Raw genomic sequence first — 21,828 nt, forward strand, 5'->3', positions numbered from 1 at the left:
AGTCGTAGAACGATTGAAACCTCACGCTGGCATGATGTCTACTGCAAGTTATGCAGATAGTTTTTGCGTGATCCGCAACTGTTCGGAGGCCTGATGAGCGACGAGATCGATCTCAACCTGTTGCGTGTCTTCGCGGCAGTCATCGATACCGGCAGCGTGTCCGCTGCAGCGGCTCGTCTGCACCTGTCGATTCCCGCCACCAGCCGCGCGCTGACCCGGCTGCGAAATGCGATGAAAGATCCGATCGTCGTCCGCGCAGGCCGGGGCGTCGTACCTACGCCTTTTGCCCTCCGTGCAGCACCGAGAGTTCGGACGGTGCTGAATCTGGCCGCCGGCCTACGCGCAGACTCCGCGTCGGGCGAACCACACACGTGGGAAAGGACTTTCGTCGTTCGCATCAACGACGGTCTCACCCCGGTGGTTGCCCCCAGGCTGATCAGGCGCGTCGCCGCCGAGGCCCAGAACGTGACCGTGCGATTCGTGGCCCAGGACTCCAAAGCCCCCGAACCGCTCCGTGACGGCGCGATCGACCTCGACATCGGCGTTGCCGATCCGCCGCCGCCGGACATGCGTTCGGAACAGCTCTTCGTCGACCACTTCGTCGCCCTGGTCTCCGCGAGTTCCGCACTGGGCACCGTCGACGAACTGACCCTCGACGACCTGTGCGCGTATCCCCACATATCCGCGTCCCGACGCGGTCTCTCGCGGGGACCACTCGACGACGCATTGCTGCGTCAGGGTAGGTCCCGACGCGTGGTCGCCGTCGTACCGACGTACGCGGTGGCCACCCTCCTCGCGTTGGAGGACAACTTGATCTGCTTGGTGCCGCGGGTGGTCGCACAACACCTCGTGGAGCGCCGGGTCCCGATCCGCTGGCACGAGATACCGGTCGAATTACCCTTGGCGACAGTCGAACTACGCTGGCATCGCCGCTCCGACGAGGATGCGCAGGCACAGTGGCTGAGAAACCATGTTCGGGCAGCGGTGAAGCCGCTGGAGATCGCGCTCGGCGTACTGTGAGTCGACTCTGCCACCCCGAGCGAATGGATCTCACGATCATGCCGACCCCGACCCGCGTTCACGTCAGACATCGATTCGTTTCTCCACCCGAGGTCGTGTTCGCGGCACTGTCCGAGCACGAGAACCTCGGGCCGCTGTTCATGGCGAAGATCGACCGCGTTCGGGACGGTGACACCTCACGCAATGGAGTCGGCTCCACCCGCAGTCTCAAACTCGGCCCGCTACCGGCGTTCGAGGAAACGACGGTCACCTCCGAGCCGAATTCGCTGATCGAGTACCGCATCACCAAGGGCGGTCCGTTACGCGGCCACTGGGGCGTGCAGAAGTTGACGCCCACCACCGACGGAGGCACCGAGCTCGACTACACGATCGGATTCGACGCGCCCGTCCCCGGACTCGCTGCGATCGTCGGTAAGGCACTGACGTCGAGCATCTCGAAGAATTTGTCGCGCCTGGCGCCGTAGAGGTACGTGCGGCGTCATCCTCGAGTATGAGGATCTCGATACTCTCGTGCGACGACTCCCGATGATCGACGCGCCAGAGTCGAGGCATGGACATCGTCAGAACTCACGGCCTCGGCAAGCGCTACGACACGCATACCGTCGTCGACGACGTGAACCTTCGCATTCCCGAGGGTTGCGTCTACGGTTTTCTCGGTCCGAACGGATCGGGCAAGTCGACGACCATGAAAATGTTGCTGTCCCTGATTCGACCGACTTCCGGTGAGGTGGAGATCCTCGGTAGGCCGATGAATCACGGCACCCGCCGCGAATTGCTCTCGCACATCGGATCACTCATCGAATCTCCACCCGGATACGGACATCTCACGGGTGCGGAGAACCTTCGTATCGTGCAGCGCTCGCTCGGGCTGCGCGCCGAACAGATCGAGCGGGCAGTAGCCACCGTCCGTCTGCAGGAACACCTCGACAAGAAGGTGAAGAACTACTCGCTGGGAATGAAACAGCGCCTGGGCATCGCGTTGGCACTCGCGCGGGAACCACGACTTCTGATCCTGGACGAGCCCACCAACGGCTTGGACCCGGCCGGCATCGAGGAGATCCGCGGCCTGCTCGGGCATCTCGCCGAACACGGCGTGACGGTGATGGTCTCGAGCCATTTGCTCGGCGAGATCGACAAGACGGCGAACATGCTCGGAATCCTGAGCCAAGGTCGCCTGATCTTCCAGGGCACCCGCGACGAGCTGTTCGCCGCCTCCACCCCGGACGTTCTCATCGACACCATCGATCCACAGTACGCACGTTCGGTTCTGCAGCAACGCATTCCGTTTCGGATCGAGGAGCACACGCTGAGACTGTCCGGCATCGACGATCGAGGTACGGCACAGGTGGTGGCAGAACTCGTCGGCGCGAACGTCGGCGTCTACGGCGTTCGGCGCGACGATCAGTCGCTCGAGGACGTGTTCATGAATCTGACCGAGGGCGGCCGATTGTGACGACAGTGCGCAACGAATTCGCCAAACTCAGGCACCTGCACATCGGCGCGATCGCCGCATTGTTGGTCGCCGCGATCGTCGGGTTGACCATCGTCGGCACTCTCACTGCAGCGACATCGGGCGATTCCACCTCGGTCTCCTGGGCACTGCCACTGGCCGGTCTGTCCCTTGCCGTCCCCATCGCGTCGCCGCTGCTGATCGCAGTGATCGCCAGCCGCACAGTGGAAGTCGAGCACCAGTCCAACGGCTGGCTGCTGAACCAGACCACTGGAGCCGACCGCGGAGCCCTCGTTCGCGCGAAGCTCGTCTCGACCGGCCTCGTTGTCGGCGGCGCGACCTTGGTCGCCAGCGCTGCAGGTGTATTTCTGGGAGCCGCCATCGGAGTGACCCAACCGTTGCCTGCCGGCCTGTGGTTGGGCTACACGGCGGCGGCGGTGACGGCCAATCTCGTAATACTCGCCCTGCACCTGCTGATTTCGGCGCGAGTGGACAACCAACTGGTCGCGCTGGGAATCGGCATCGTGGGTACCGTCGTCGCGATCTGCGCCTCCGGATTCCCGACCTGGGCTGCACACCTGACTCCGTGGGGCTTTTACTCCTTGGCCGCGGCCGCCGACTACCGAGGCGAGCAGGTGGTGACGCTGAACCCGCCCTACGTCAGCATCGCCGCCCTCGGTGTCGTCGGGGCAGTGTTGTTCTGGCTCATGACCGTTCGACTCGATCGACAGGAGGTACGAGCATGAATGCGTTTTCGGCCGAAGTGATCAAGCTCAGGCGCTCGCAGGCATGGGCGGTCGTCGTTCTCCTCCCGCTGATCATCGCGGGGGTCGGAACGTTCAACACGATCGCGTCGGGCGCAGAGTTGGCAGAGGGATGGCGCACATTGTGGTTGCGCACAGTCGTGTTCTACGGCCTGTTCCCACTCGCACTCGGCGTTGCCGTACTGGCCTCGCTGGCGTGGAAATCCGAACACCGAGGAGGGAATTGGAATGCCCTGATGAGTGGGCCGGTTCCGTCGACGCGCATCGTGATCGCCAAGACGGCTGTGGTGGTAACACTGACCGCGGCCATGAACGTCGTCATGCTGGTAACCGTCGTCGTTGTCGGCAAGGTCGTCTTCTCGCTCGACGGCATGCTTCCTTCCGAGCTTGTCGCGACCAGTGCACTCGTCGTGGTGGGCTCGCTACCGGTGGCGGCTCTGCAATCCGGTCTGTCGATGGCGATCAGGTCGTTCGCGATGCCGATTGCCATCGCTCTCGTCGGGGCCGGCATTTCGGTGTTCCTCCTCACCGCCGAGGTGACCGAGGCAATCTTCGTGTTGCCCTATGCCCTGGCAACTCGCGCAACCCAACTGGCCTCCGGAACTTTCGGTGACTCGGGTTCGCTGACCACCGGAGCCGCAGTGTCCGTCCTGACGGCCACGGCACTGCTCACCGTTGTGGTCGTCGCACTGACCGGGAGGGCACTCGACGGCAAGGACATTCACGTTCGGTGACAGCACAAAACCCCGATCGATGATCTCGATCGGGGCCTCGTGTGTAACAGGGGGTCAGCTGGACGCAGCGCGCAGCTTCTCCAACAGCGGGCCTGCGGCCTCGGCGAGGAAGCGCTCCTGGGTCTCGTCGCCCACCTGAACCAGGGCGATGTCGGTGTACCCGGCCTCCCAGTACGGCTTCACGGCCTCGACGATGGCGTCCAGGTCCGGTCCACACGGAATCGTGTCGGCCACGTCCTCTTTGCGCACGAACTTGGTGGCTCCGGCGAATCCGGCCGTCGTCGGCAAATCGGCGTTGACGGCCCAACCACCGGCGAACCAACGGAAGCGATCGTGAGCCCGATCGATGGCCGCGTCCTTGTCGGGATCCCAGGAGATGGGGATCTGTCCGATGGACCGCGCAGGCCCCTCGTGGTTGTCGGACCATGCCTTGACGAGATCGGCGTCGGGTTCGGTGGCGATGAGGTGATCGCCGTACTCGGCGAACCGCGCTACCGCCTTCTCGCCACCGGCGGCGATACCGATCGGCACGCCGCCCTCGGGCAGGTCCCAGATCCGAGCCGAGTCGACGCGAAAGTGCTTGCCCTCGTATGTGACCAAGCCACCGGCGTGCAGGGCACGGATGATCTCGAGTGCCTCGACGAACATGTCCTGACGCTTGTCGATGGACGGCCATCCCTCACCCACGACGTGCTCGTTCAGGTTCTCACCGCTGCCGAGACCGAGAGTGAAGCGTCCGTCGGCCAGGATCTGCAGCGTGGCGGCCTTCTGCGCGACGACGGCCGGGTGGTACCTGATGATCGGGCACGTCACGTACGTCATCAGCTCGACGCGTTCGGTGGCCTGAGCGACCGCACCCAGCGTCGTCCAGGCGTAGGGCGAGTGACCCATGGACGAGAGCCACGGTGAGTAGTGATCGCTGCTGACCTCGAAGTCGAAACCGACATTCTCGGCTCCGACGGCGTACTTCACCAGCTCTTTCGGGCCGCTCTGCTCGGTCATCAAGGTGTATCCGAAATTGGTCATGATGTTCTCCTAAATCGTTGCGACGGAACCGGCGTCGACTCGGTAGTTCGATCCGTTGACGAAGGACGCGCGATCCGAACACAGGAACGTGATCACCGCGGCGACTTCCTCGGGTTCACCTCGACGTCCCAGCTCCATGTACGGCCGCTCCTCGTCGAGGAAGCTCTCGATGGCTCCGTCTCTGTCGGTACCCTTCTCCTCGGCGCGCTTGTCCATCATCGCGTCGGTCATCGGGGTGTGAATGAACGCGGGAGAGACGGCATTGACCAGCAGTCCCTCCGACGCATAACTGCGCGAGAGCCCCTTGGCGAGGGCCAGGACACCGGCTTTGGCTGCGCAGTATGGCAATTCGTCGTCGTACGGCTGCACCGCATCCTCAGAGGTCAGCAGCACGATCCGCCCCCAGCCACCGCGTCGGAGCGCGGGTAGAAATGCCCGAAGCAGCCGAACGGGACCCATCAGGTCGATGTCGAGGGTGGAACGCCACCCCTCCTCGTCGATCTCGTGGAAGAGTCCCTGTGCCCCGGTCACGCCGGAGGATTGGACGAGAATGTCGATGTCGCCCACGACCTGCTGCGTCCGTACGGCCAGGTTCTCGACCGCGTCGGTATCGGTCACATCCGCAGCGAGTGCGAACAACTGCCCCTCCGGTGCTGCGAGCTGGGCTGCAGCAGTGTCGAGGGAGCTCTGATCCTTGTCACTGATGACCACTCGAACGCCCTCGGCCAACAGCATTTTCGCGGTGTTCCAACCGATGCCGGAGTCTGCTCCGGTCACCAGTGCTGTCCTACCGTCGATTCCCAAATCCATACAGTTCCACCCTTGTGCTAGAGGTCGATGTCAGGCTGTGGCGTCGTGCGAGCGCGCGATGGTCAGCGCCGCATTCACCAGGGCCAGGTGGCTCAAGCCCTGCGGGAAGTTACCCAGAAACGACCCATCCGAAGCATCGATCATCTCGCTGTACAAGCCGACGTCGTTGGACAGCTCCACCAGCTGGTCCATCAGTGCCGTGGCTTCGTCGTCTCGTCCGACGCAGGAGAGCGCCGACACCCGCCAGAAGGCGCAGGCCACGAAGGTCACCTCTTCCTCGGCCACCCCGCTGTAGCGATACATCAACGGTCCGGCACCGAGCTCGTCACCGAGCGCATCGATGGTCGACGAAAGACGTTCTCCACGATCGAAATCCATCTCGGCGGCCAACAGAACGGATGCGTCGAGTCCGTGGGCACCCGGGTACGCGAGGTAGGCCTGCCGCTCGTCCGACCAGCATTCGGTTTCGATGTAGCGCCGAATGCATTCCTTCTCGGCCTTCCAGCGATCCGGTATCCCTGGGATCTGGCCCGCCTCGGCGAGGTGCACAGCGCAGTCGAGCGCCTGCCAGCAACCGAGTTTGGAGCTGGTGTAGTGCTGCTCGTCCTCGAGCTCCCAGATCCCGGCGTCCTTGCGCTGCCACGAATCACATGCCTCGTCGGCAATGGTGGCCAGTAGCCGACCGGTCTGCGCGTCGAGGATGTTCCCTGCGTCGACGTACTGCCGGATGATCGAGAACAGGTCGCCGAAGATCATCAGCTGCAGTTGATCCGCCGCAGCGTTACCGTTGACCACCGGCCCGATACCTCGCCAGCCCGGAACGTCGGGTTGCTCGGTGCCACCGGGCAATTCGCCGCCGAGCGTGTAGAAGACGTTGACCAAGGGATCGTTGGAGCGGATGACCTTCAGCAGCCACGCCACCGCAGCATGGATCTCCTCACGAAGACCGAACCGTTGCAGTGCGCGAATGGTGTACGCGGCGTCACGAACCCACGCGTAGCGGTAGTCCCAGTTCTTGCCACCGATCCGGTTCTCGGGCAGTGAGGTCGTCGCGGCGGCGGCGATGGCACCGGATGGGCTGTGCAGCAACAGTTTCAACGCCAACGCGCTGCGAGCCACGTGCTCCGACCACGGGCCGTCGTACGAGAACTCGTCGGACCACACACGCCAATTGTCGATGGTCCGGTCGATCCCCTCGTCGAGGTGCTGCGGATCCGGCAGCGGCAGCGGTTCGTTCTCCGTCCCCACCACGCCCAGCACGTGTCGGGAGCCCGAGTGGGTGGTGAAGACACCGCTGATGTCGCGGTCCGCCACGCGCACGTTCTCGATGCCCAGAGTCCGCACCGCCAAGGTCAATCCGTCGACCCGCAGAACGGTGCCGTGTTCGGTGTCGTAGGCCCACGGCGATGCGGTGCTCAGCATGGTGCCCGGCGCAACCGCCCACGTCAGCTCGACGGTGCCGTCGAGACCCTCGACGCGACGCGCCAATTCCACCCAGGGCAACCGCCCGGCCACGCCGGTGTTGAGCGAGTCGGTGATGCGTACAGCGCCGGAGTCGGTGCGGAACGTGGTACTCAGAACGTTTGTCCCAGCTACGAATTCACGATCGACGGTGAACTCTACTGTCGGCGTCAGTTCGATGTAGCCGCCGTGCGGCGCGTCGAGCAACGACGCGAACGGCGGTGGAGAATCGAGATTGGGAACGGGGAACCAATCGATACGGCCGTCGTCGGCGATCATCGCCACGGTCCGGCCGTCGCCGATCGCGCCGTAGCTCTCGATGGGGACGTAGCCGTCGACCCTGGGGTGCGGCTTGCGTAACTCGTTCAAGCACTTGCCTTTCCGGCGAAAATTGGGCTGTTCTCGACATGCTCCAAGAGGTCGGCCGGGTCGTCGAACACGGCTACCGCTCCCGCGTCGAGCAATTCGCTGCGCGAGATTCCACCGCTCGACACGCCGATGGCGCGTACTCCCGCACGCCCGGCCGATTCGATGTCCCACACACTGTCGCCCACCATCACGGCATTCGCGGCCTCGACGCCGGCCCGTTCGAGGGCCACCGCGACGATGTCGGGCTCGGGCTTGGCCACCTCGGCATCCTCACCGGAGGTCACGACAGCAACCGAATCCTCGACGTCCAGCAGATCTCGCAGCGTCGACAGTTCGCTCTCGGGTGCCGATGTGGCCAGCACAACGGTGATTCCACGGTTGTTCAAGTCCGCCAACAGCTCCCGCGCACCCGGCAGAACTTCGAGATCGGTCGAGGCCGACGCGTAGTACTCACCGTGCAGCTTCTTCGCTTCCTGCGCAACCGCACTGTCGGACGACCCGACGAGCGCGTCCAGCAACCTCGACCCGTCCATCCCGATACTTCGGTGAATGCGCCAGGACGGCACTTCGTGCCCGGCTTCACGAAACGCACGAGACCATGCGGACACGTGCACATAATTGGAATCGACGAGGGTGCCGTCGATGTCGAACAGAACGGCCCCGACAGTCGGCTTGGAAACAGGCATGATTCTCGGATACCCGGGGGTGGTGCGGGCAAACAGTCGACAGACAAAAGCAACAGGCCCCCCGCTGTATGCGAGGGGCCTGTCGAGGGAAGAACTGCTAGCTGGCCTGGGCCTGCCACATCCAGTGCAGCTGCTCGAGCCGTGCCGTGATGCCGATGAGCAGGTCTTGGGTCACCGGATCGGCTTCGCCGGTGTCGGCGATGCGTCCGCGAAGACGCTCGACGACGGCAGCGATGTTGTCGACCACGGCCGGCACGACCTCACTGTCCTGAGTCCAGCCGGCACCGAAGCCCTTGGTGCCTGCCGTCGAGGAGACGGTGGCTGCGCGGCCGTCGGGGCTGACGCCGATCGCGGTAGCGCGCTCGGCCGCCTGATCGGTGAATTCGCGTGCAGCAGTAACCAATTCGTCGAGCTCGAGGTGCACCGAACGGAAGTTCTTGCCGATCACGTTCCAGTGCGCCTGCTTCGCGATGAGCGAGAGGTCGATGAGATCGACCACGGTTCCCTGGAGTGCGTCGCCGGCGATCTTCTGCTGGCCTGCGTCGAGGGTGCTGGTGATGGGGTTCGTCATGATGTGGCCTCCCTGCCGTTGGACGACGGTATGCATCGCACACCATTATTGTTCTTTCGTCTGTACTACACAACGGCACGTGAGCCCACGTTGTTCCGGATCGACGCCATCATCGCTGTGACGCCGATCCCAGGGTCGGTCGGATCAGACCTTGGCGGCCTCGTCCGACGGATCGTCGATTGCGCCGGCACCGGTGGTCGGTGCGGTCTCGTTCTGCTGCGACCGAACACCTTCCTCGACCTTCTTGCCGAGCTCGGGGTCGACGTTGGTCCAGTACTCGAACACTCGGCTCAGGACGGGCTCGCTGACGCCGTTGAGGACGTGTCCGACGATGTTCCCGACGAGACGCTCGCGCTGGGCGTCGTCCATGACCTCGCGGACCAGGGCTCCCGCTTGCACGAAGTCGCCGTCCTCGGGGTGCTCGATGTACCCGGTGCGCACGAAACGAGGCTCGAAGTCCCAAGCTCCGTCGTCGCCGTACTTGTTCGTGTCGGCCGATGGGCCGCCGAACGAGTTCGGTGCGTAGACGGGCGTCTCCGGGGAGTTGAACGAGTACCGCATGTTGCCGTCCTTGGAGTACGAGTTGACCTCGGACTTCGGGGCGTTGACCGGCAGCTGCGCGTAGTTCGCTCCGATGCGGTACCGGTGTGCGTCGGCGTAGGAGAAGACACGGCCGAGCAGCATCTTGTCGGGGCTGAAGCCGATGCCGGGCACCGTGTTCGACGGCTCGAACGAGCTCTGCTCGATCTGAGCGAAGAAGTTCTCCGGGTTGCGGTTCAAGGTCATCTTGCCGACCTCGATCAGCGGGTAGTCCTTCTGCGACCAGACCTTGGTGAGGTCGAACGGGTTGTACTTGTAGTTCTCGGCATCGTCGTACGGCATGAGCTGCACCTTGAGCGTCCAGCTGGGGAAGTCGCCGTTCTTGATGGATCCGAAGAGGTCCTGACGGTGGTGGTCGGGGGACGTACCCGCAACCTCGTCGGCCTTGTCCTGCGTCAGGAAATCGATGCCCTGATCGGTCTTGAAGTGGAACTTCACCCAGGTCTTCGTGCCGTCCTCGGCGATCAGCTGGTAGGTGTGCGAGCCGAATCCGTCCATGTGGCGGAACGACTTCGGGATGCCGCGGTCACCCATGAGCCACGTAACCTGGTGTGCCGACTCGGGCGAGAGAGTCCAGAAGTCCCACTGCATGTTGTTGTCACGCAGGCCGGAATCGGGCATGCGCTTCTGGCTGCGGATGAAGTCCTGGAACTTGATCGGATCCTTGACGAAGAAGATCGGGGTGTTGTTGCCGACCAGATCCCAGTTGCCTTCTTCGGTGTAGAACTTCAGCGAGAAGCCACGCGGATCGCGCCAGGTGTCGGGGCTGCCCTGCTCGCCCGCGACGGTGGAAAAGCGCGCCAGCATCTCGGTCTTGGCACCGGGCTGAAGAGCCTTGGCCTTGGTGTACTTGCTGATGTCTCCGGTAATCTCGAGTTCACCGAACGCGCCTGCGCCCTTGGCGTGCACGACGCGCTCCGGGACCCGCTCACGGTTGAACTGCGCCATCTTCTCGATGAGGTAGTGATCGTGCAGGAGGATCGGACCCTGCGTTCCGGCGGTGAGCGACTGGTCGTCGCTGGGTACGGGAATACCCGAGTTGCTGGTGGTGGGCTTATTGATCGGCTTGGTCATACGAAGCCTCCTGATGGCTGGAGTAAAACCGGGAGGGCTGTCCCGGGGATGCACTGAACGGCCGGACGCTGGACCGCTTCGTGGGGAGAATGCCTCGCGGGGCTGCGGCATAAACCCCTGACGCGGCGACGCCTCCGGCTCTCAGTATGCCATCAATCTGGACTAAGTCAAGAAAAGGACGACTTTCAGGGCACCAACTGCGCTTCACCGGTCCGCATCGACCCCGACACGATCTGCAGGCCGAAATAGGTGCCCGACGGCATCCAGCGACTCAACGTCGGTCCCGTGGCCTCGACCCGCACCCGGGCCAACCTGGCCTTCCCCTTCAGACGAGCGATACCGACGGCCGAACCGCCGTCGACCGGTTGCGCGAATCCAATGGACCCGAGCATCGGAAACTGCGGTCCGTAGCCGCGAGAATCGGTGTGCACCGACCATTCGCCACTGCTCACCCCGGCCTTACCCAGAACATCGCCGTCGAACTCGGCCAGCACCTTGGGCAGGTGCCAGTTGGTCCTACCGCCGTGCACGGACGTGGCGGAATCGACGGCGATGAACGGAACCGCCATCCGAGGAGTGCGACCGACGTCTCGGCGCAGAACCGGGCTGGCCAGAATTTCGCGGTACGGCCCGACGGGTGACGTCACGTAATCGACGACCATCGCCATCGTGATCGGCAACGTCTCGGCACCGGGCGGCGCGTACTCCGACGACCGTGCTCGATGCCACCAGATCGTGGCCCTGACGTTGGCCGGCCATGGTGCTGCAGGGCTGATCGGCCAGTCGGTGCGCTCGGTCTCGGATTCGACCACACTCCACATCAGGAATCCCTCCCCACCACGGTCAACGGGAGCCGCAGAGCGCCAGGCGCAGACACCGGTACCACCGGGCGGACCGGCTGCGTGGGTGCAACTTCCTGGTACTCGCTGCCCGCCGCGGGGCGCTTGTCGGGCTCACCCTTGTTGGGCCACAACGCCATTGCACGTTCGGCCTGCGCGGTGATGGTCAGCGACGGATTGACGCCGAGGTTGGCGCTGACGGCCGAGCCGTCGAGCACATGGAGTCCCTCGTAGCCGTACACACGCTGATAGCCGTCGATCACGCCGGTCTTCGGTGAGTCACCGATGGCGCAGCCACCGAGGAAGTGCGCGGTCATCGGAATGTTGACGATCTCGGCGATCGAACCGCCCGGGTCGCCGCCGATCTTGTCGGCGAGCAACCTGATGGCCGTGTGGCCCTGCGGAATCCACTGTGGCGGTGGATCGCCTGCACCGGGCCTGCTGGTGAGGCGACGTCCGAACGGGCTCTTCTTCGATCCGAGTTCGAGCGAGTTGTCGTCGGTCTGCATCACCAACGCGATGACGGTTCGCTCCGACCACCGGTGCACCGACAGGCTCCGCACCGCAGCGCCGGGATGGCGCAAGGCGACCCCGAGGGTCTTGAGGATGCGCGGCATCTTGCCGCCGCCGTCGCTCAACACGGTCTGCAGCAGGCCGATAGCGTTGCTGCCCTTGCCGTATCGCACCGGCTCGATGTGAGTGTGATCGTCGGGATGGAACGACGACGTGATCGCCACACCCTCGTGGTAGTCGACCTCACGACCACGGGCGGTCGCGGCGAGGACTGCCTCGGAGTTGGTGCGCACCAGGGAACCGATCCTGTCCGACAACCGCGGCAGGGAGCCCTTCTCCTTGGCCGCGAGCATCAATTTCTGCGTGCCGTAGGTGCCGGCCGAGAAAATCACCTGATCGGCGGTGATCGTCTTCTCCTTGCGACGCAGCTTCCCGCCGGTCCGACGCGTCACCACGTCGTAGCCTGCGCCGTTCGGCCGGACGTCCACGACGGTGGTCAACGGAAGAACATGCGCGCCAGCGTGTTCGGCCAGATAGAGGTAGTTCTTGACCAGAGTGTTCTTCGCGCCGACGCGGCAGCCCGTCATGCACGATCCGCATTCGGTGCAGCCGGTGCGTTCGGGACCGGCACCACCGAAGAACGGATCCGGTGCCGTCTTGCCGCGGTCCCCGAAGTACACGCCCACCGGCGTCGAGGTGAACGTATCCCCCACTCCCATGTCCTCGGCCACTTCTTTCATCACCTTGTCCGAGGCGGTGATGGTGGGGTTGGTCTCGACGCCGAGCATCCGGCGCGCCTGGTCGTAGTACGGATTCAACTCGCGCTGCCAGTCGGTGATCGAACCCCACTGCGGGTCCTCGAAGAATTTCGCGGGCGGCTGGTACAGCGTGTTCGCGTAGTTCAGCGAGCCGCCGCCCACGCCGGCTCCTGCCATCACCAGCACGTCGGGAAGCAGGTGGATACGTTGCACGCCATAGCAACCCAGCGCCGGAGCCCACAGGTACTTACGCAACCGCCAGCTGGTCTTGGGCAGCTCGTCGTCCTCGAATCGGCGACCCGATTCGAGAACCGCCACCCGGTAGCCCTTCTCGACGGCTCGCAGCGCGGCCACACTGCCGCCGAAACCGGAGCCGATGATCAATACGTCGTAGTCGCTCATGCCGATACCACCTCGTGGTCTGATTCGGGGCTGTCTGATTCGGGAGTGTCGGAGACGATCCGATAGTTCGAGACATCGAACTCTCGCGTCTTGTTGCGGAACCGGAACGTGTAGGTCGGCCACATCGTGGAGTTGCGACCGTTGGCGTCGAGGTACCAGCTCGAGCAGCCACCCGCATTCCACACGGTGCCGTCGAGCGCGGAGTCGACCCACGAATTGTGCTGCCGCTGAGCCGATTCGTTGACCTCGACGGCCGCAATCCTGCGATCCTTCATTTCGTTCAGCGCCGAGACCACGTAGTTGGCCTGCGACTCGAGCATGTACACGATGGAGCTGTGCCCGAGGTTGGTGTTGGGGCCGTACATCAGGAACAGGTTCGGGAACCCGGCGACAGTGGTACCCAGATGCGCCTGCGGGCTACCGCCCCAACGCTCCGCGAGCGTACGACCGTCATTACCGCGCAACAGATGCGACACCGGCGGCTCGGTGGGAGTGAACCCCGTCGCGAAGATGATCGTGTCCACCTCGTGATTGCGACCCGAGGCATCGACCACGCCGTTCTCGGTCACCGACGTCAGGCCCGACGTCACGAGATCGACGTCCGGACGGTCGAGCGTCCGGAGCCAATCATTGGACAGCAGAAGCCTTTTGCAGCCGGGTGCGTAGTCGGGGGTCAGAGCGGCCCGCGTCGCGGGGTTCTTGACCTGCCGCTTCAGGTTGGCCTTGGCGAACACCTTCACCGCCGGCAGCATCCATGGGTTGTCGGCCAGAACGGTCACGTAGGCCTCACGGTAGCCGTAGATGACGCCACGAACCGCGCGATGGGCCGCGGGAATCTTCTCGTACAGTGTTCGTTCGAGGCGGCCGATGGTGCGATCGAGTCGCGGGATCACCCAGGCGGGGGTGCGCTGGAACACCGTGAGCCGTTGCGCGCGATCGACGATCTCGGGGACGAACTGCACCGCAGACGCTCCGGTGCCGATGACGGCGACGCGCTCACCGGTGAGGTCGTGCTCGTGGTTCCAGGTGGCGGAATGGAATACGGTGCCGGAGAACGACTCGATACCGGGCACGTCCGGAATCTTCGGGGTGGACAGCGCTCCGGTGGCGGCAACCAGAACCCGCGCGCTCGTTGCCCCCTTCGACGTCTGCACCGACCACCGCGAGGTGCTCGAATCCCACGTAGCGCTCTGTAATTCGCAGTCGGTGATGATCCGGCGCTGCAGGCCGAGCCGCTCCACCACCGATTTGAGGTAGGCGAACAGCTCCGGCTGGCGAGCGAAGGTATGACTCCACTCGGGGCTGGGAGCGAACGAGAACGAGTAGAGCGAGGTAGGCACATCGCACGCGCACCCCGGGTACGTGTTGTCTCGCCACGTACCGCCCACATCGGACGCACGCTCGATGACGGTGACGTCGGCGGCCGGATCGGCGGCGAGGATCTTCGCCACTGCCGCCAGACCGGCGAACCCGGCTCCGACGACGAGAATGTCCACACGCTCTTCGAGATTCATCTTGTCATCACCTTGTCGGACCAGATCGGAAGGAGCCGCTCACGCAGTTGCGCGTCGGCCTCGGGAGTACGGAACAGCGCCGAGACGGCGAGGCCGCGGGCGAGTTCGACACTGAGCTCGATGGATTCGGGCGACATCCGGCTACCCATGACGATCTGGGCACCACCCTGAATCGCCTCGGCGACGCGTCGTTCGAGGGGGATCATCGCCTCGTGCAGCGCCGGGTCGGTACGCGCCGCTACCCAGAGTTCGAGGGCGGCGTAGAACAGTGGCCCGGAAAACGCGTCGGCGAGAATCTCGGGTCCTCTTCCCGGATCGGGCTCGGCTTCGAGGATCTCCGACAGCCGTCGGTCGACCAGATGCTCGACCGCCGCGATCACCAACGACTCCTTGGACGGAAAGTGGTGCAGCTGAGCTCCCCGAGACACACCGGCACGCCGCGCTATCTCCTGCGTGCTGGTCTTGGCGAAGCCCAGTTCGACGAGGCAGTCGATCGCGGCATCGAGCAGCTTCGCCCGGGTACCCGCGGTGCGCTCGGCCTGCGTACGCCGCCCGGTCGGCTCGGCGTTGTTCAGCCCTGTGTCGGTAGTCACACTTCGCACAGTAGCGCTAAATCAACAAACAGTCCAGCCTGACTTTAAGTTGACTGCGCGGCGCTAGATGCAGGCCTGGGCCCCGTCCATCACTCCGTGCCGGAACGCCTCGACGCGCAGGAACCCGCTGCCCTGACGGGATTCGTCGCCGTCGCCGCGAAAGAGCAGCAGCGACGCGATCGCCTCGTCCAGATCGCCGGGCGAGAGAGTGTATCCACTGGTGGGACGGTTCTGCAGCAACACGCTGGCCGCCCAACTCCCCGCAAAGCAGTCTCCCTGCAGCGACGTGTCCTTGGTGTCGGCGTCGATCCCGGCGTGGGCCATCCCCGCCAGCCCGTACTGCGTCGCGATGAGCGCCGCGACGGCGAAATCCCCACCCTGCTCGTAGAACCGCGGCATCGCATCGACGGCATCGAACCCCACGTAGTCGTCGGGCACGCAGTAGAACAGCACATAACCGGAGGCAGATTGGCCGCCGCAGTCGGGAGCATCGGACGGGTCGAAGGCAACGACCGGCTTCAGTGGCTCCCACGGCCGGCCCGTCAACTCCGGGAAGAGCACGCTCCAGTAGTCCTCGAGATCCTTCGGAACACCGTCGATGATCTGCTCGAGTGGAGCGTCGCCGCCCCGATCGGCGTCGGACTGGCTGGTGAACGGCAACTGCAGGACGGGCGGCGAGCCGTCGACGTACGGCTTGCAGTCCATCGGGCCGCCGTCGAACCCGGTCTGAAACGAACTGACACGGTCGAAGCCGCTGCCGTGCGCGGAATCGCTCTCGGCCGAACTGCCCGGCTCATCGCGTAGATACAGGAAACCGGCCAGCGCACTGTCGAGTTCGGCCTGCGACGGATCGAAGGCGGTGGCGTCGGACACCGCATGAGCCGCCCACGCCCCGGCGAAACAGTCCGCCTGAATCTCAGAGGTCACGGTCATGCCCTCGAAGTTCGCGCGAGCCTGGATCGCGTGCCCCCACTCGTGAGCCATCACAACAGGAATCACGAAGTCGCCGAACCGTTGTCGAAGATCGGGGAGTAGTCCCTCGCTGTCCCAGGCCACTACATCCGCGCCCGGGCAGTAGAAGGCGTTGCCTGCGATGTCGTCGGCCGACGACGCGCACGGCGGCAAATCACCCGACGACGGCACCACCGCATAGAAGCCACCGCTGACGGGTGAATAGTCACTGCCGTACACAGCGGGGAATTGTTCGCTCCAATACGACTGCAGATCGTCGATCGCGGCGGCGACGATCTCGTTCACCGGATCCGACGCATCGCCCACCATCCCGGCAGTTGCGGGCGCGTCGGCTGCGACCGCCTGCGGCGTCGATTCTGTTGTGCTGATATCGGATTGCGCCGATCGACCACATGCCGACAAGGCCAACACCACTACCCCGACCACCGCGAACGTCTTCACTACTGACCTCATGGCTGCAGACGCTAACCAGCCAGGATTGGAAATCGATTGGAGCGTGCGCGCAACTTTCCAATCCATTTCCAATGTCGCGGTTCTACGATCCGGTCGGTTCGATCCCTGCTGTGGCCTGAATTCTGTATCCGAACGAACGAAAGAGGACCGATGACACTCTCTACTATTGGTGTTCGTGGGGCTGCATGCGCCGCCGTGGTGATACTCGGGTTCACCGCCGCCGGCTGTAGCAGTGGCTCCGACACGGCAACGGCCACGACCTCGGCAGCTGCGACGACGACAACAGAGGCAGCCGCGACCACGACGGTCAAGAAGCTGGCACCCGCCACCACAAGCGAAGCCCCCGCAGGCCCCAACCCCACCATCGCCGACTACATCGTCGAAGCGGGCCTGACCGAAATCCCCGTCACCCGTGATGATCCCACCGCGCCCACCATCGACCTGGCCATCCCCGAAGGCTGGGTGGACGCGGCCGAGCAGACCCCCGATTGGGCCTACGGTGCGATCATCTACCCGGAGGTCGCGGCCGACGAACGCACCCCGAGCATGATCGCCATCGTCTCCAAGCTCGAGGGCGACGTCGATCCGCAGGCCATCATCGACTATGCCCCAGGCGAATTGATGAACCTTCCCCAGTTCACTCCGTCCGGTGAGGGTGCCGTGTCGACACTGTCGGGCTTCCCGGCGTATCAGATCGCCGGAACCTACGTCGACGAGACCGGAGCCGAACTGGTGTCGGCACAGAAGACGGCGATCATCACCGGGCAGGACGGGTACTACATCCTGCAGATCAACGTCGACGGCAGTATCGATCAGTTCGACCTACTGGTCGACGCCACCACTCAGGTGGACGAGCAGACCGTCATCACCCCGTAATTCGTTGCCGAGCACGGTGGTCGGAGCCACGTCGGCTCCGATCACCGTGAGACAGGTTTCCCCATGTCGATATCAACGCCCAGTACCGTCTCGCCACTGAGCATCGGACCCGACGAGCCGTACTCGGAGCCCAAGCGCTTTCTCCGCAAACTGAATCCGCTGCGGTGGCTCGCGCTGGCGAACGGCACACCCGTGGTGCTGAAACAGATTCTTCAGCTGGGACTGCTCGTCGTGTGGCCGGTGTGGTTCGTGTGGGTGCTGATCCGCGCGGTGTGCTTCTTCGCCTTCTGGCTGCTGCTCTACCCCGTATGAGCGAATCAGAAGAAGAACCACCCCGAGGACTACGCCCGAGCACAAGCGCGCCGACTGCCCTGACGCGATCGGCTACTGCCGAATGTCATTGCTCGGTAACTTGTTTCATCGAGTACCCGCGGCCGAAAGTACGGCCGCGAAGCCCTCTTGAAGATCCCTGACGAAGTGGGTGGGATCTTCCAGCGAAGGAAAGTGTCCCCCATTCTCGGGAGTCCTCCATCGGACGATCTGCCGAAAACGCTCCTGAGCCCACGGCCGAGGATTCTTCTCGATATCGCGCGGATACGTGGTGATCGCCGCGGGAACGTCGACCCGCAGGTCCGGGTCGAGGGAGTTGTGGCTTTCGTAGTAGATCCGAGCCGACGACGCTCCGGAGCGCGTGAGCCAGTACAGGGTGACGTTGTCCAGCAGCCGGTCCCTGGAGATCACCTCGAACGGACTGTCCTCGGTATCCGTCCACTCCGCGAATTTGTCGAGGATCCACGCGAGCAACCCAACCGGGGAGTCGACGAGTGAGTATCCGATCGTTTGCGGCCGGGTCGCCTGCTGCTTCGCGTACGCACAGTGGTGCCGTCGAAAAATCTCGGAGTCCTCGGTCCATCCGCGCTCATCGGGAGTGAGCACGTCCGTCGTCATCCCCGGTGGCGGTTGCGCCAGAGTTGTATGAATCCCGAGGACCTGCTCCGGAAACCGGCCACCGAGGATAGTGGTGATCACCCCTCCCCAGTCGCCACCGTGGGCCAGAAACCGGTCGTAACCCAGCCTGTGCATCAACTCGACCCACGCGGCCGCGATCTTCTCGGTTCCCCATCCGGTCGTTCTCGGCTTGTCGCCGAAGCCGAACCCCGGTAGCGAGGGAACCACCACGTGGAATGCAGGGTTGCCGGGGTCATCGGGATTCGCCAGAGCGTCCACCGCATCGATGAACTCCGCAATGCTGCCCGGCCAGCCGTGCGTCATGATCAGCGGAACGGCATCCGTGCGCACGGACCGACAGTGCAAGAAGTGAATTCCCAGACCGTCGATGGCCGTGCGGAACTGTCCGATCGTGTCGAGCCGCCGCTCGAACTTCCGCCAGTCGTAGCGGGTGCGCCAATGGTCGACGACGTCCGCGAGGTCGGCGAGCGGAACGCCCTGGTCCCAACGGCCGCGGCCGGGAGCGGCGGTGAACACCGTCTCCGCTTCCGGCAGACGCGCGGCAGTCAATCGCGCACGGAGGTCGTCGAGGTCCGCGTCGGACGCCCGGAACTCGAATGCGTGCACATCCGTCGAGCTGAGTGTGGTCATGGGATCTCCTTCGAGGGAACCGTCTAAGCCAGTTCTACATCCCGACGCGACTTCCACGCAACCGGCTAAGCTGGTTCCTATGGCTGCAGAGTTCCCCGAGTTCCGCCCCGGTAGCGTGCTGGCCACCGCGTTCACCGGGACATTGACCGAGCGACGCGGCGACTCGGTGGAACGAATCCCGGTTCCGCATCGGTTCGTCGACTGGTTGGCACTGAACGGACTCTCTGTGGACACATGCACCGCGGCCCAACTGGACCTGGCGCGAGAACTGCGAGAAGCGATACACCTAGCCGCGACGGCGGCGGCAGTCCACGAGGCTCTGCCCGTGTTGGCCGTCCAGGTCGTGAACGACCGCAGCATTCGAGGCAACGCGTCGGCGGTCCTGACACCCGAGGGCGCACGACGATGGTCGTTGACCCCGGAGTCAGCCGTCGAAGATGCCCTGGGAGTCATCGCCGACGACGCCATCAGCATCATCTCCGGCGAGCGGAACGGACAGTTGGCACTGTGCGCATCGCCCACTTGCCGAGCCGCGTTCTTCGATACCAGCCAGAGCCGTAGCCGGAAATGGTGCGACATGAATACATGCGGAAACCGTCAGAAGAAGGCGCGATTCATAGCGAACCAACAGCGCCGAACATAGAAGGAGCCGAGAACAGTGAGCAGCCATTCGATACGTCCCGAGGATGTTCTGCCCGACGGGGCCGAGAGGGCGTCGTTCGACGGACTCGAGATTCGCAAAGGCACGGTCGCGGCGTTCGTGGCCAACGCCCGAGCGCTCGACGACGCCGAACCGGGCACCGAGGCCCACCGAGAACTGTTGGCAGCGCTGGAGAATCTCGCGCCACAGCTGGCGGCAATCGGGCTGTTCGAGGTGTTCGAGCTGCGGAATCCGGACATCGCACACGTGGTCGAGGCTGCGATACACACGAGTTGACGGGTATCTCAGCAGTTTGCGCCGACGTGCGGTGGGCAATTCTGCTGCCATGCCTCTCGCCTCGCATGGACGGTTCGACTACTCCCCCATCGTCGATCGACCACAATTCGACTGGCCGGGTGGCGCGCGCCTCGCGGTATACGTCGCCGTCAACTGCGAGCACTTTCCGTACGACGACGGCGAACCCGGCCTCGGGTATACCCCCGCGTTGGATCAGCCGAACACCTACAACTGGGGCTGGCGCGAGTACGGGAACCGAGTCGGTGGGTTCCGGATCGCAGAGACGTTGCAGCAGAGCGGAGTTCGGCCAACCCTGCTGGTCAACACCGAGGTGTACACCCATGCCCCGCAGTTGGTCGACGCTTTCCGACGGCTGGGTGCGGAGGTCGTCGCGCACGGCCGAACCAATGCCGTTCAACCGAACGATATGGACGAGGACGCCGAGCGCCGCTCGATCGACGAAGTCACGAACGCTGTCGAGCGACACGAAGGCTCGCCGCCGCGCGGATGGATGAGCCCGGGTGCCAACCCCAGCCGCGTCACCGAAGACCTGCTCGCCGAACGCGGCTACGAGTACACCTTGGATTGGCCCATCGACGACCAGCCGGTATGGCTGAAGACCCGCGGCGGCCCGTTGCTGAGCGTTCCGTATCCGCACGAGGTCAACGATCTTCCGGTGTTCGTGCACCACCACATGACCGCAACGACGTTCGAGCGCACCATCATCGACAGCTTCGACGAGCTGAAGGAGAACTCGACGCACCAACCCGTGGTGCTGGCGATCTCCCTGCACACGTTCCTCACCGGACAGCCGTATCGTCTTCGACGGTTCCGCGCGGCGCTGAAGCATATGACCGACAACAGTCACGGTGTCTGGTTCACCACCCCGGGCGACATTGCGGCGCACTATCGCGCCGTGGTACCCGCCGCGGCAGCGTCGACGCCATTCAGCGACACATAATCCACCAGCAAGGTTGCCGGAAACGGCGTCGACGAGTCGGGATCGCCGGGCATGGTTCCGCCCACCGCAAGATTCAACAACAGATAGAAGGGCCGATCGAACACCCAGGTGGCACCGGGCGGCAGGTCTTCGGGGTGAACCTCGAAATACGTTGTCCCATCCAGAGACCAGGTCACCGAGTCGGCACTCTTGTCGACGGCGTAGGTGTGGAAATCGGCCGATAGGTCTACCTCCGAGTCGAACTCGCCGGTAATACCTCCGTCGTCGGAATAGCCCGGACCGTGCACGGTGCCGTTGACGACGCCGAGTTCGCTACCGACGAGCTCGGCCACATCGATCTCGCCGTCATCCGGCCATGAATCTGGCGAACCGCCCAACATCCAGAATGCCGGCCACAACCCCAATCCTGCAGGCACTTTCATTCGAGCCTCCGCATGTCCGGTGTCCAGACTCACCGCCCCCATCGAGTTCACCCGTCCCGAGGTGTAGGGACAGGTATCGCCGTTCCAGCACGGCGCATTCATACCTGCCGGAGTGCGGCGGGCGGTGATGGCGAGGTTGCCGTGGCCGTCGAGCGACACGTTGTCTGCTCTGTCTGTGTAGTACTGCAGCTCGTTGTTTCCCCAGCCGTCGTACTCGGCGTTGCCGATGTCTGTGGCCCAGGTCTGCGCGTTGGGAGACGTCCCCGCCGGCCCTGCAAAGTCGTCGCGAAACGAGAACGCGCTCCGGGAGTCGGAGCCGGGCCGACCCGACGCGCTGCACCCGGTAGCACCGAGAAATACGACCACACAGGCCAGCGCGGCACACACCACCACTCGGACGTTCACGCGCCGAATATAGGCCGCC

Annotated in this window: 23 protein-coding genes; 10 read left to right on the top strand and 13 right to left on the bottom strand. The window is 64.2% G+C overall.

The genetic code is table 11. The features are described from left to right. Nucleotides 1–93 precede the first annotated feature (93 nt). From CH275_RS11485 to CH275_RS11505, 5 genes are all read left to right on the top strand, one after another. Nucleotides 94–1,020 carry a LysR family transcriptional regulator gene (locus tag CH275_RS11485; protein ID WP_094678146.1) on the top strand — a complete coding sequence of 309 codons (927 nt, stop codon included), beginning with the start codon at nt 94–96 and terminating at the stop codon, nt 1,018–1,020. A 38-nt stretch (nt 1,021–1,058) separates the two neighbouring features. After that, nucleotides 1,059–1,484: an SRPBCC family protein gene (locus tag CH275_RS11490; RefSeq protein WP_094678694.1), complete on the top strand. Its 426-nt coding sequence runs from the start codon at nt 1,059–1,061 to the stop codon at nt 1,482–1,484. 86 nt (nt 1,485–1,570) lie between these two features. After that, entirely contained in the window at nt 1,571–2,473 is a 903-nt protein-coding gene (locus CH275_RS11495; protein WP_094678148.1) for an ABC transporter ATP-binding protein, read from the top strand. Between the two features lie 5 nt (nt 2,474–2,478). Further along, entirely contained in the window at nt 2,479–3,216 is a 738-nt protein-coding gene (locus CH275_RS11500; protein WP_256990979.1) for an ABC transporter permease, read from the top strand. Beyond that, on the top strand, nt 3,213–3,968 hold the full coding sequence (locus CH275_RS11505; RefSeq protein WP_094678152.1) for an ABC transporter permease: 756 nt from the start codon (nt 3,213–3,215) through the stop codon (nt 3,966–3,968). The genes CH275_RS11500 and CH275_RS11505 overlap by 4 nt, the downstream gene beginning before the upstream one ends. A 54-nt stretch (nt 3,969–4,022) precedes the next feature. On the opposite strand, the gene CH275_RS11510 is transcribed toward CH275_RS11505, so the two are convergent. The 11 genes from CH275_RS11510 to CH275_RS11560 all read right to left on the bottom strand — a co-directional run bounded on the left by CH275_RS11510 (nt 4,023) and on the right by CH275_RS11560 (nt 16,609). Further along, nucleotides 4,023–4,994: an LLM class F420-dependent oxidoreductase gene (locus CH275_RS11510; RefSeq protein ID WP_032364557.1), complete on the bottom strand. Its 972-nt coding sequence runs from the start codon at nt 4,992–4,994 to the stop codon at nt 4,023–4,025. Between the two features lie 9 nt (nt 4,995–5,003). Continuing rightward, the gene (locus CH275_RS11515) at nt 5,004–5,804 is read right to left on the bottom strand and encodes an SDR family NAD(P)-dependent oxidoreductase (RefSeq protein ID WP_094678154.1); all 801 of its coding nucleotides are present in this window, start codon (nt 5,802–5,804) and stop codon (nt 5,004–5,006) included. A 30-nt stretch (nt 5,805–5,834) separates the two neighbouring features. Then, a complete protein-coding gene (locus tag CH275_RS11520; RefSeq protein WP_094678156.1) occupies nt 5,835–7,634 on the bottom strand; it encodes a glycoside hydrolase family 15 protein in 1,800 nt (599 codons plus the stop codon). Then, on the bottom strand, nt 7,631–8,320 hold the full coding sequence (locus CH275_RS11525; RefSeq protein ID WP_094678158.1) for an HAD family hydrolase: 690 nt from the start codon (nt 8,318–8,320) through the stop codon (nt 7,631–7,633). Before CH275_RS11525 ends, CH275_RS11520 begins: the two co-directional genes overlap by 4 nt. Before the next feature lie 97 nt (nt 8,321–8,417). Then, nucleotides 8,418–8,891 (bottom strand): Dps family protein, encoded by a 474-nt coding sequence (locus tag CH275_RS11530; RefSeq protein WP_032380678.1) that lies wholly within the window; start codon nt 8,889–8,891, stop codon nt 8,418–8,420. Between the two features lie 144 nt (nt 8,892–9,035). Continuing rightward, nucleotides 9,036–10,565 carry a catalase gene (locus CH275_RS11535; protein ID WP_032380010.1) on the bottom strand — a complete coding sequence of 510 codons (1,530 nt, stop codon included), beginning with the start codon at nt 10,563–10,565 and terminating at the stop codon, nt 9,036–9,038. A gap of 185 nt (nt 10,566–10,750) precedes the next feature. Further along, complete coding sequence (locus CH275_RS11540) at nt 10,751–11,386, bottom strand: acetoacetate decarboxylase family protein (protein WP_094678160.1); 636 nt, start codon at nt 11,384–11,386, stop codon at nt 10,751–10,753. Beyond that, a complete protein-coding gene (locus CH275_RS11545; RefSeq protein ID WP_094678162.1) occupies nt 11,386–13,077 on the bottom strand; it encodes a GMC oxidoreductase in 1,692 nt (563 codons plus the stop codon). The genes CH275_RS11540 and CH275_RS11545 overlap by 1 nt, the downstream gene beginning before the upstream one ends. After that, the gene (locus CH275_RS11550; protein ID WP_094678164.1) at nt 13,074–14,591 is read right to left on the bottom strand and encodes a flavin-containing monooxygenase; all 1,518 of its coding nucleotides are present in this window, start codon (nt 14,589–14,591) and stop codon (nt 13,074–13,076) included. The genes CH275_RS11545 and CH275_RS11550 overlap by 4 nt, the downstream gene beginning before the upstream one ends. Further along, the gene (locus tag CH275_RS11555; protein ID WP_373453700.1) at nt 14,588–15,184 is read right to left on the bottom strand and encodes a TetR/AcrR family transcriptional regulator; all 597 of its coding nucleotides are present in this window, start codon (nt 15,182–15,184) and stop codon (nt 14,588–14,590) included. The genes CH275_RS11550 and CH275_RS11555 overlap by 4 nt, the downstream gene beginning before the upstream one ends. A 63-nt stretch (nt 15,185–15,247) precedes the next feature. Then, nucleotides 15,248–16,609 (bottom strand): neutral zinc metallopeptidase, encoded by a 1,362-nt coding sequence (locus CH275_RS11560; RefSeq protein ID WP_094678168.1) that lies wholly within the window; start codon nt 16,607–16,609, stop codon nt 15,248–15,250. Between the two features lie 150 nt (nt 16,610–16,759). Between CH275_RS11560 and CH275_RS11565 the strand changes: the two genes are divergently transcribed. After that, nucleotides 16,760–17,485, top strand: a complete 726-nt coding sequence (locus CH275_RS11565) for an LpqN/LpqT family lipoprotein (protein WP_094678170.1) — start codon at nt 16,760–16,762, stop codon at nt 17,483–17,485. A 63-nt stretch (nt 17,486–17,548) separates the two neighbouring features. Then, nucleotides 17,549–17,797 (top strand): hypothetical protein, encoded by a 249-nt coding sequence (locus CH275_RS11570; protein ID WP_094678172.1) that lies wholly within the window; start codon nt 17,549–17,551, stop codon nt 17,795–17,797. Between the two features lie 105 nt (nt 17,798–17,902). Here CH275_RS11570 and CH275_RS11575 read toward each other — a convergent pair whose 3' ends face one another. Next, nucleotides 17,903–19,084: an epoxide hydrolase family protein gene (locus CH275_RS11575; RefSeq protein WP_094678174.1), complete on the bottom strand. Its 1,182-nt coding sequence runs from the start codon at nt 19,082–19,084 to the stop codon at nt 17,903–17,905. A 79-nt stretch (nt 19,085–19,163) separates the two neighbouring features. Here CH275_RS11575 and CH275_RS11580 point away from each other — a divergent pair, with 79 nt between their 5' ends. Genes CH275_RS11580 through CH275_RS11590 form a run of 3 tightly spaced genes read left to right on the top strand, consistent with a single transcriptional unit; the run spans nt 19,164 to nt 20,982 of the window. Beyond that, nucleotides 19,164–19,727, top strand: coding sequence for a CGNR zinc finger domain-containing protein (locus tag CH275_RS11580; protein ID WP_094678176.1), 564 nt, complete (start codon nt 19,164–19,166; stop codon nt 19,725–19,727). Between the two features lie 15 nt (nt 19,728–19,742). Next, nucleotides 19,743–20,021, top strand: a complete 279-nt coding sequence (locus CH275_RS11585; RefSeq protein ID WP_094678178.1) for a hypothetical protein — start codon at nt 19,743–19,745, stop codon at nt 20,019–20,021. 49 nt (nt 20,022–20,070) lie between these two features. Next, nucleotides 20,071–20,982, top strand: a complete 912-nt coding sequence (locus CH275_RS11590; protein ID WP_094678180.1) for a polysaccharide deacetylase family protein — start codon at nt 20,071–20,073, stop codon at nt 20,980–20,982. Here the strand turns inward: CH275_RS11590 and CH275_RS11595 are convergent. After that, nucleotides 20,928–21,809, bottom strand: a complete 882-nt coding sequence (locus CH275_RS11595; protein WP_179276111.1) for a glycoside hydrolase family 16 protein — start codon at nt 21,807–21,809, stop codon at nt 20,928–20,930. The genes CH275_RS11590 and CH275_RS11595 overlap by 55 nt on opposite strands. Nucleotides 21,810–21,828: the final 19 nt, after the last annotated feature.

This window comes from Rhodococcus sp. 06-235-1A (assembly GCF_002258785.1).
Lineage (GTDB): Bacteria > Actinomycetota > Actinomycetes > Mycobacteriales > Mycobacteriaceae > Rhodococcoides.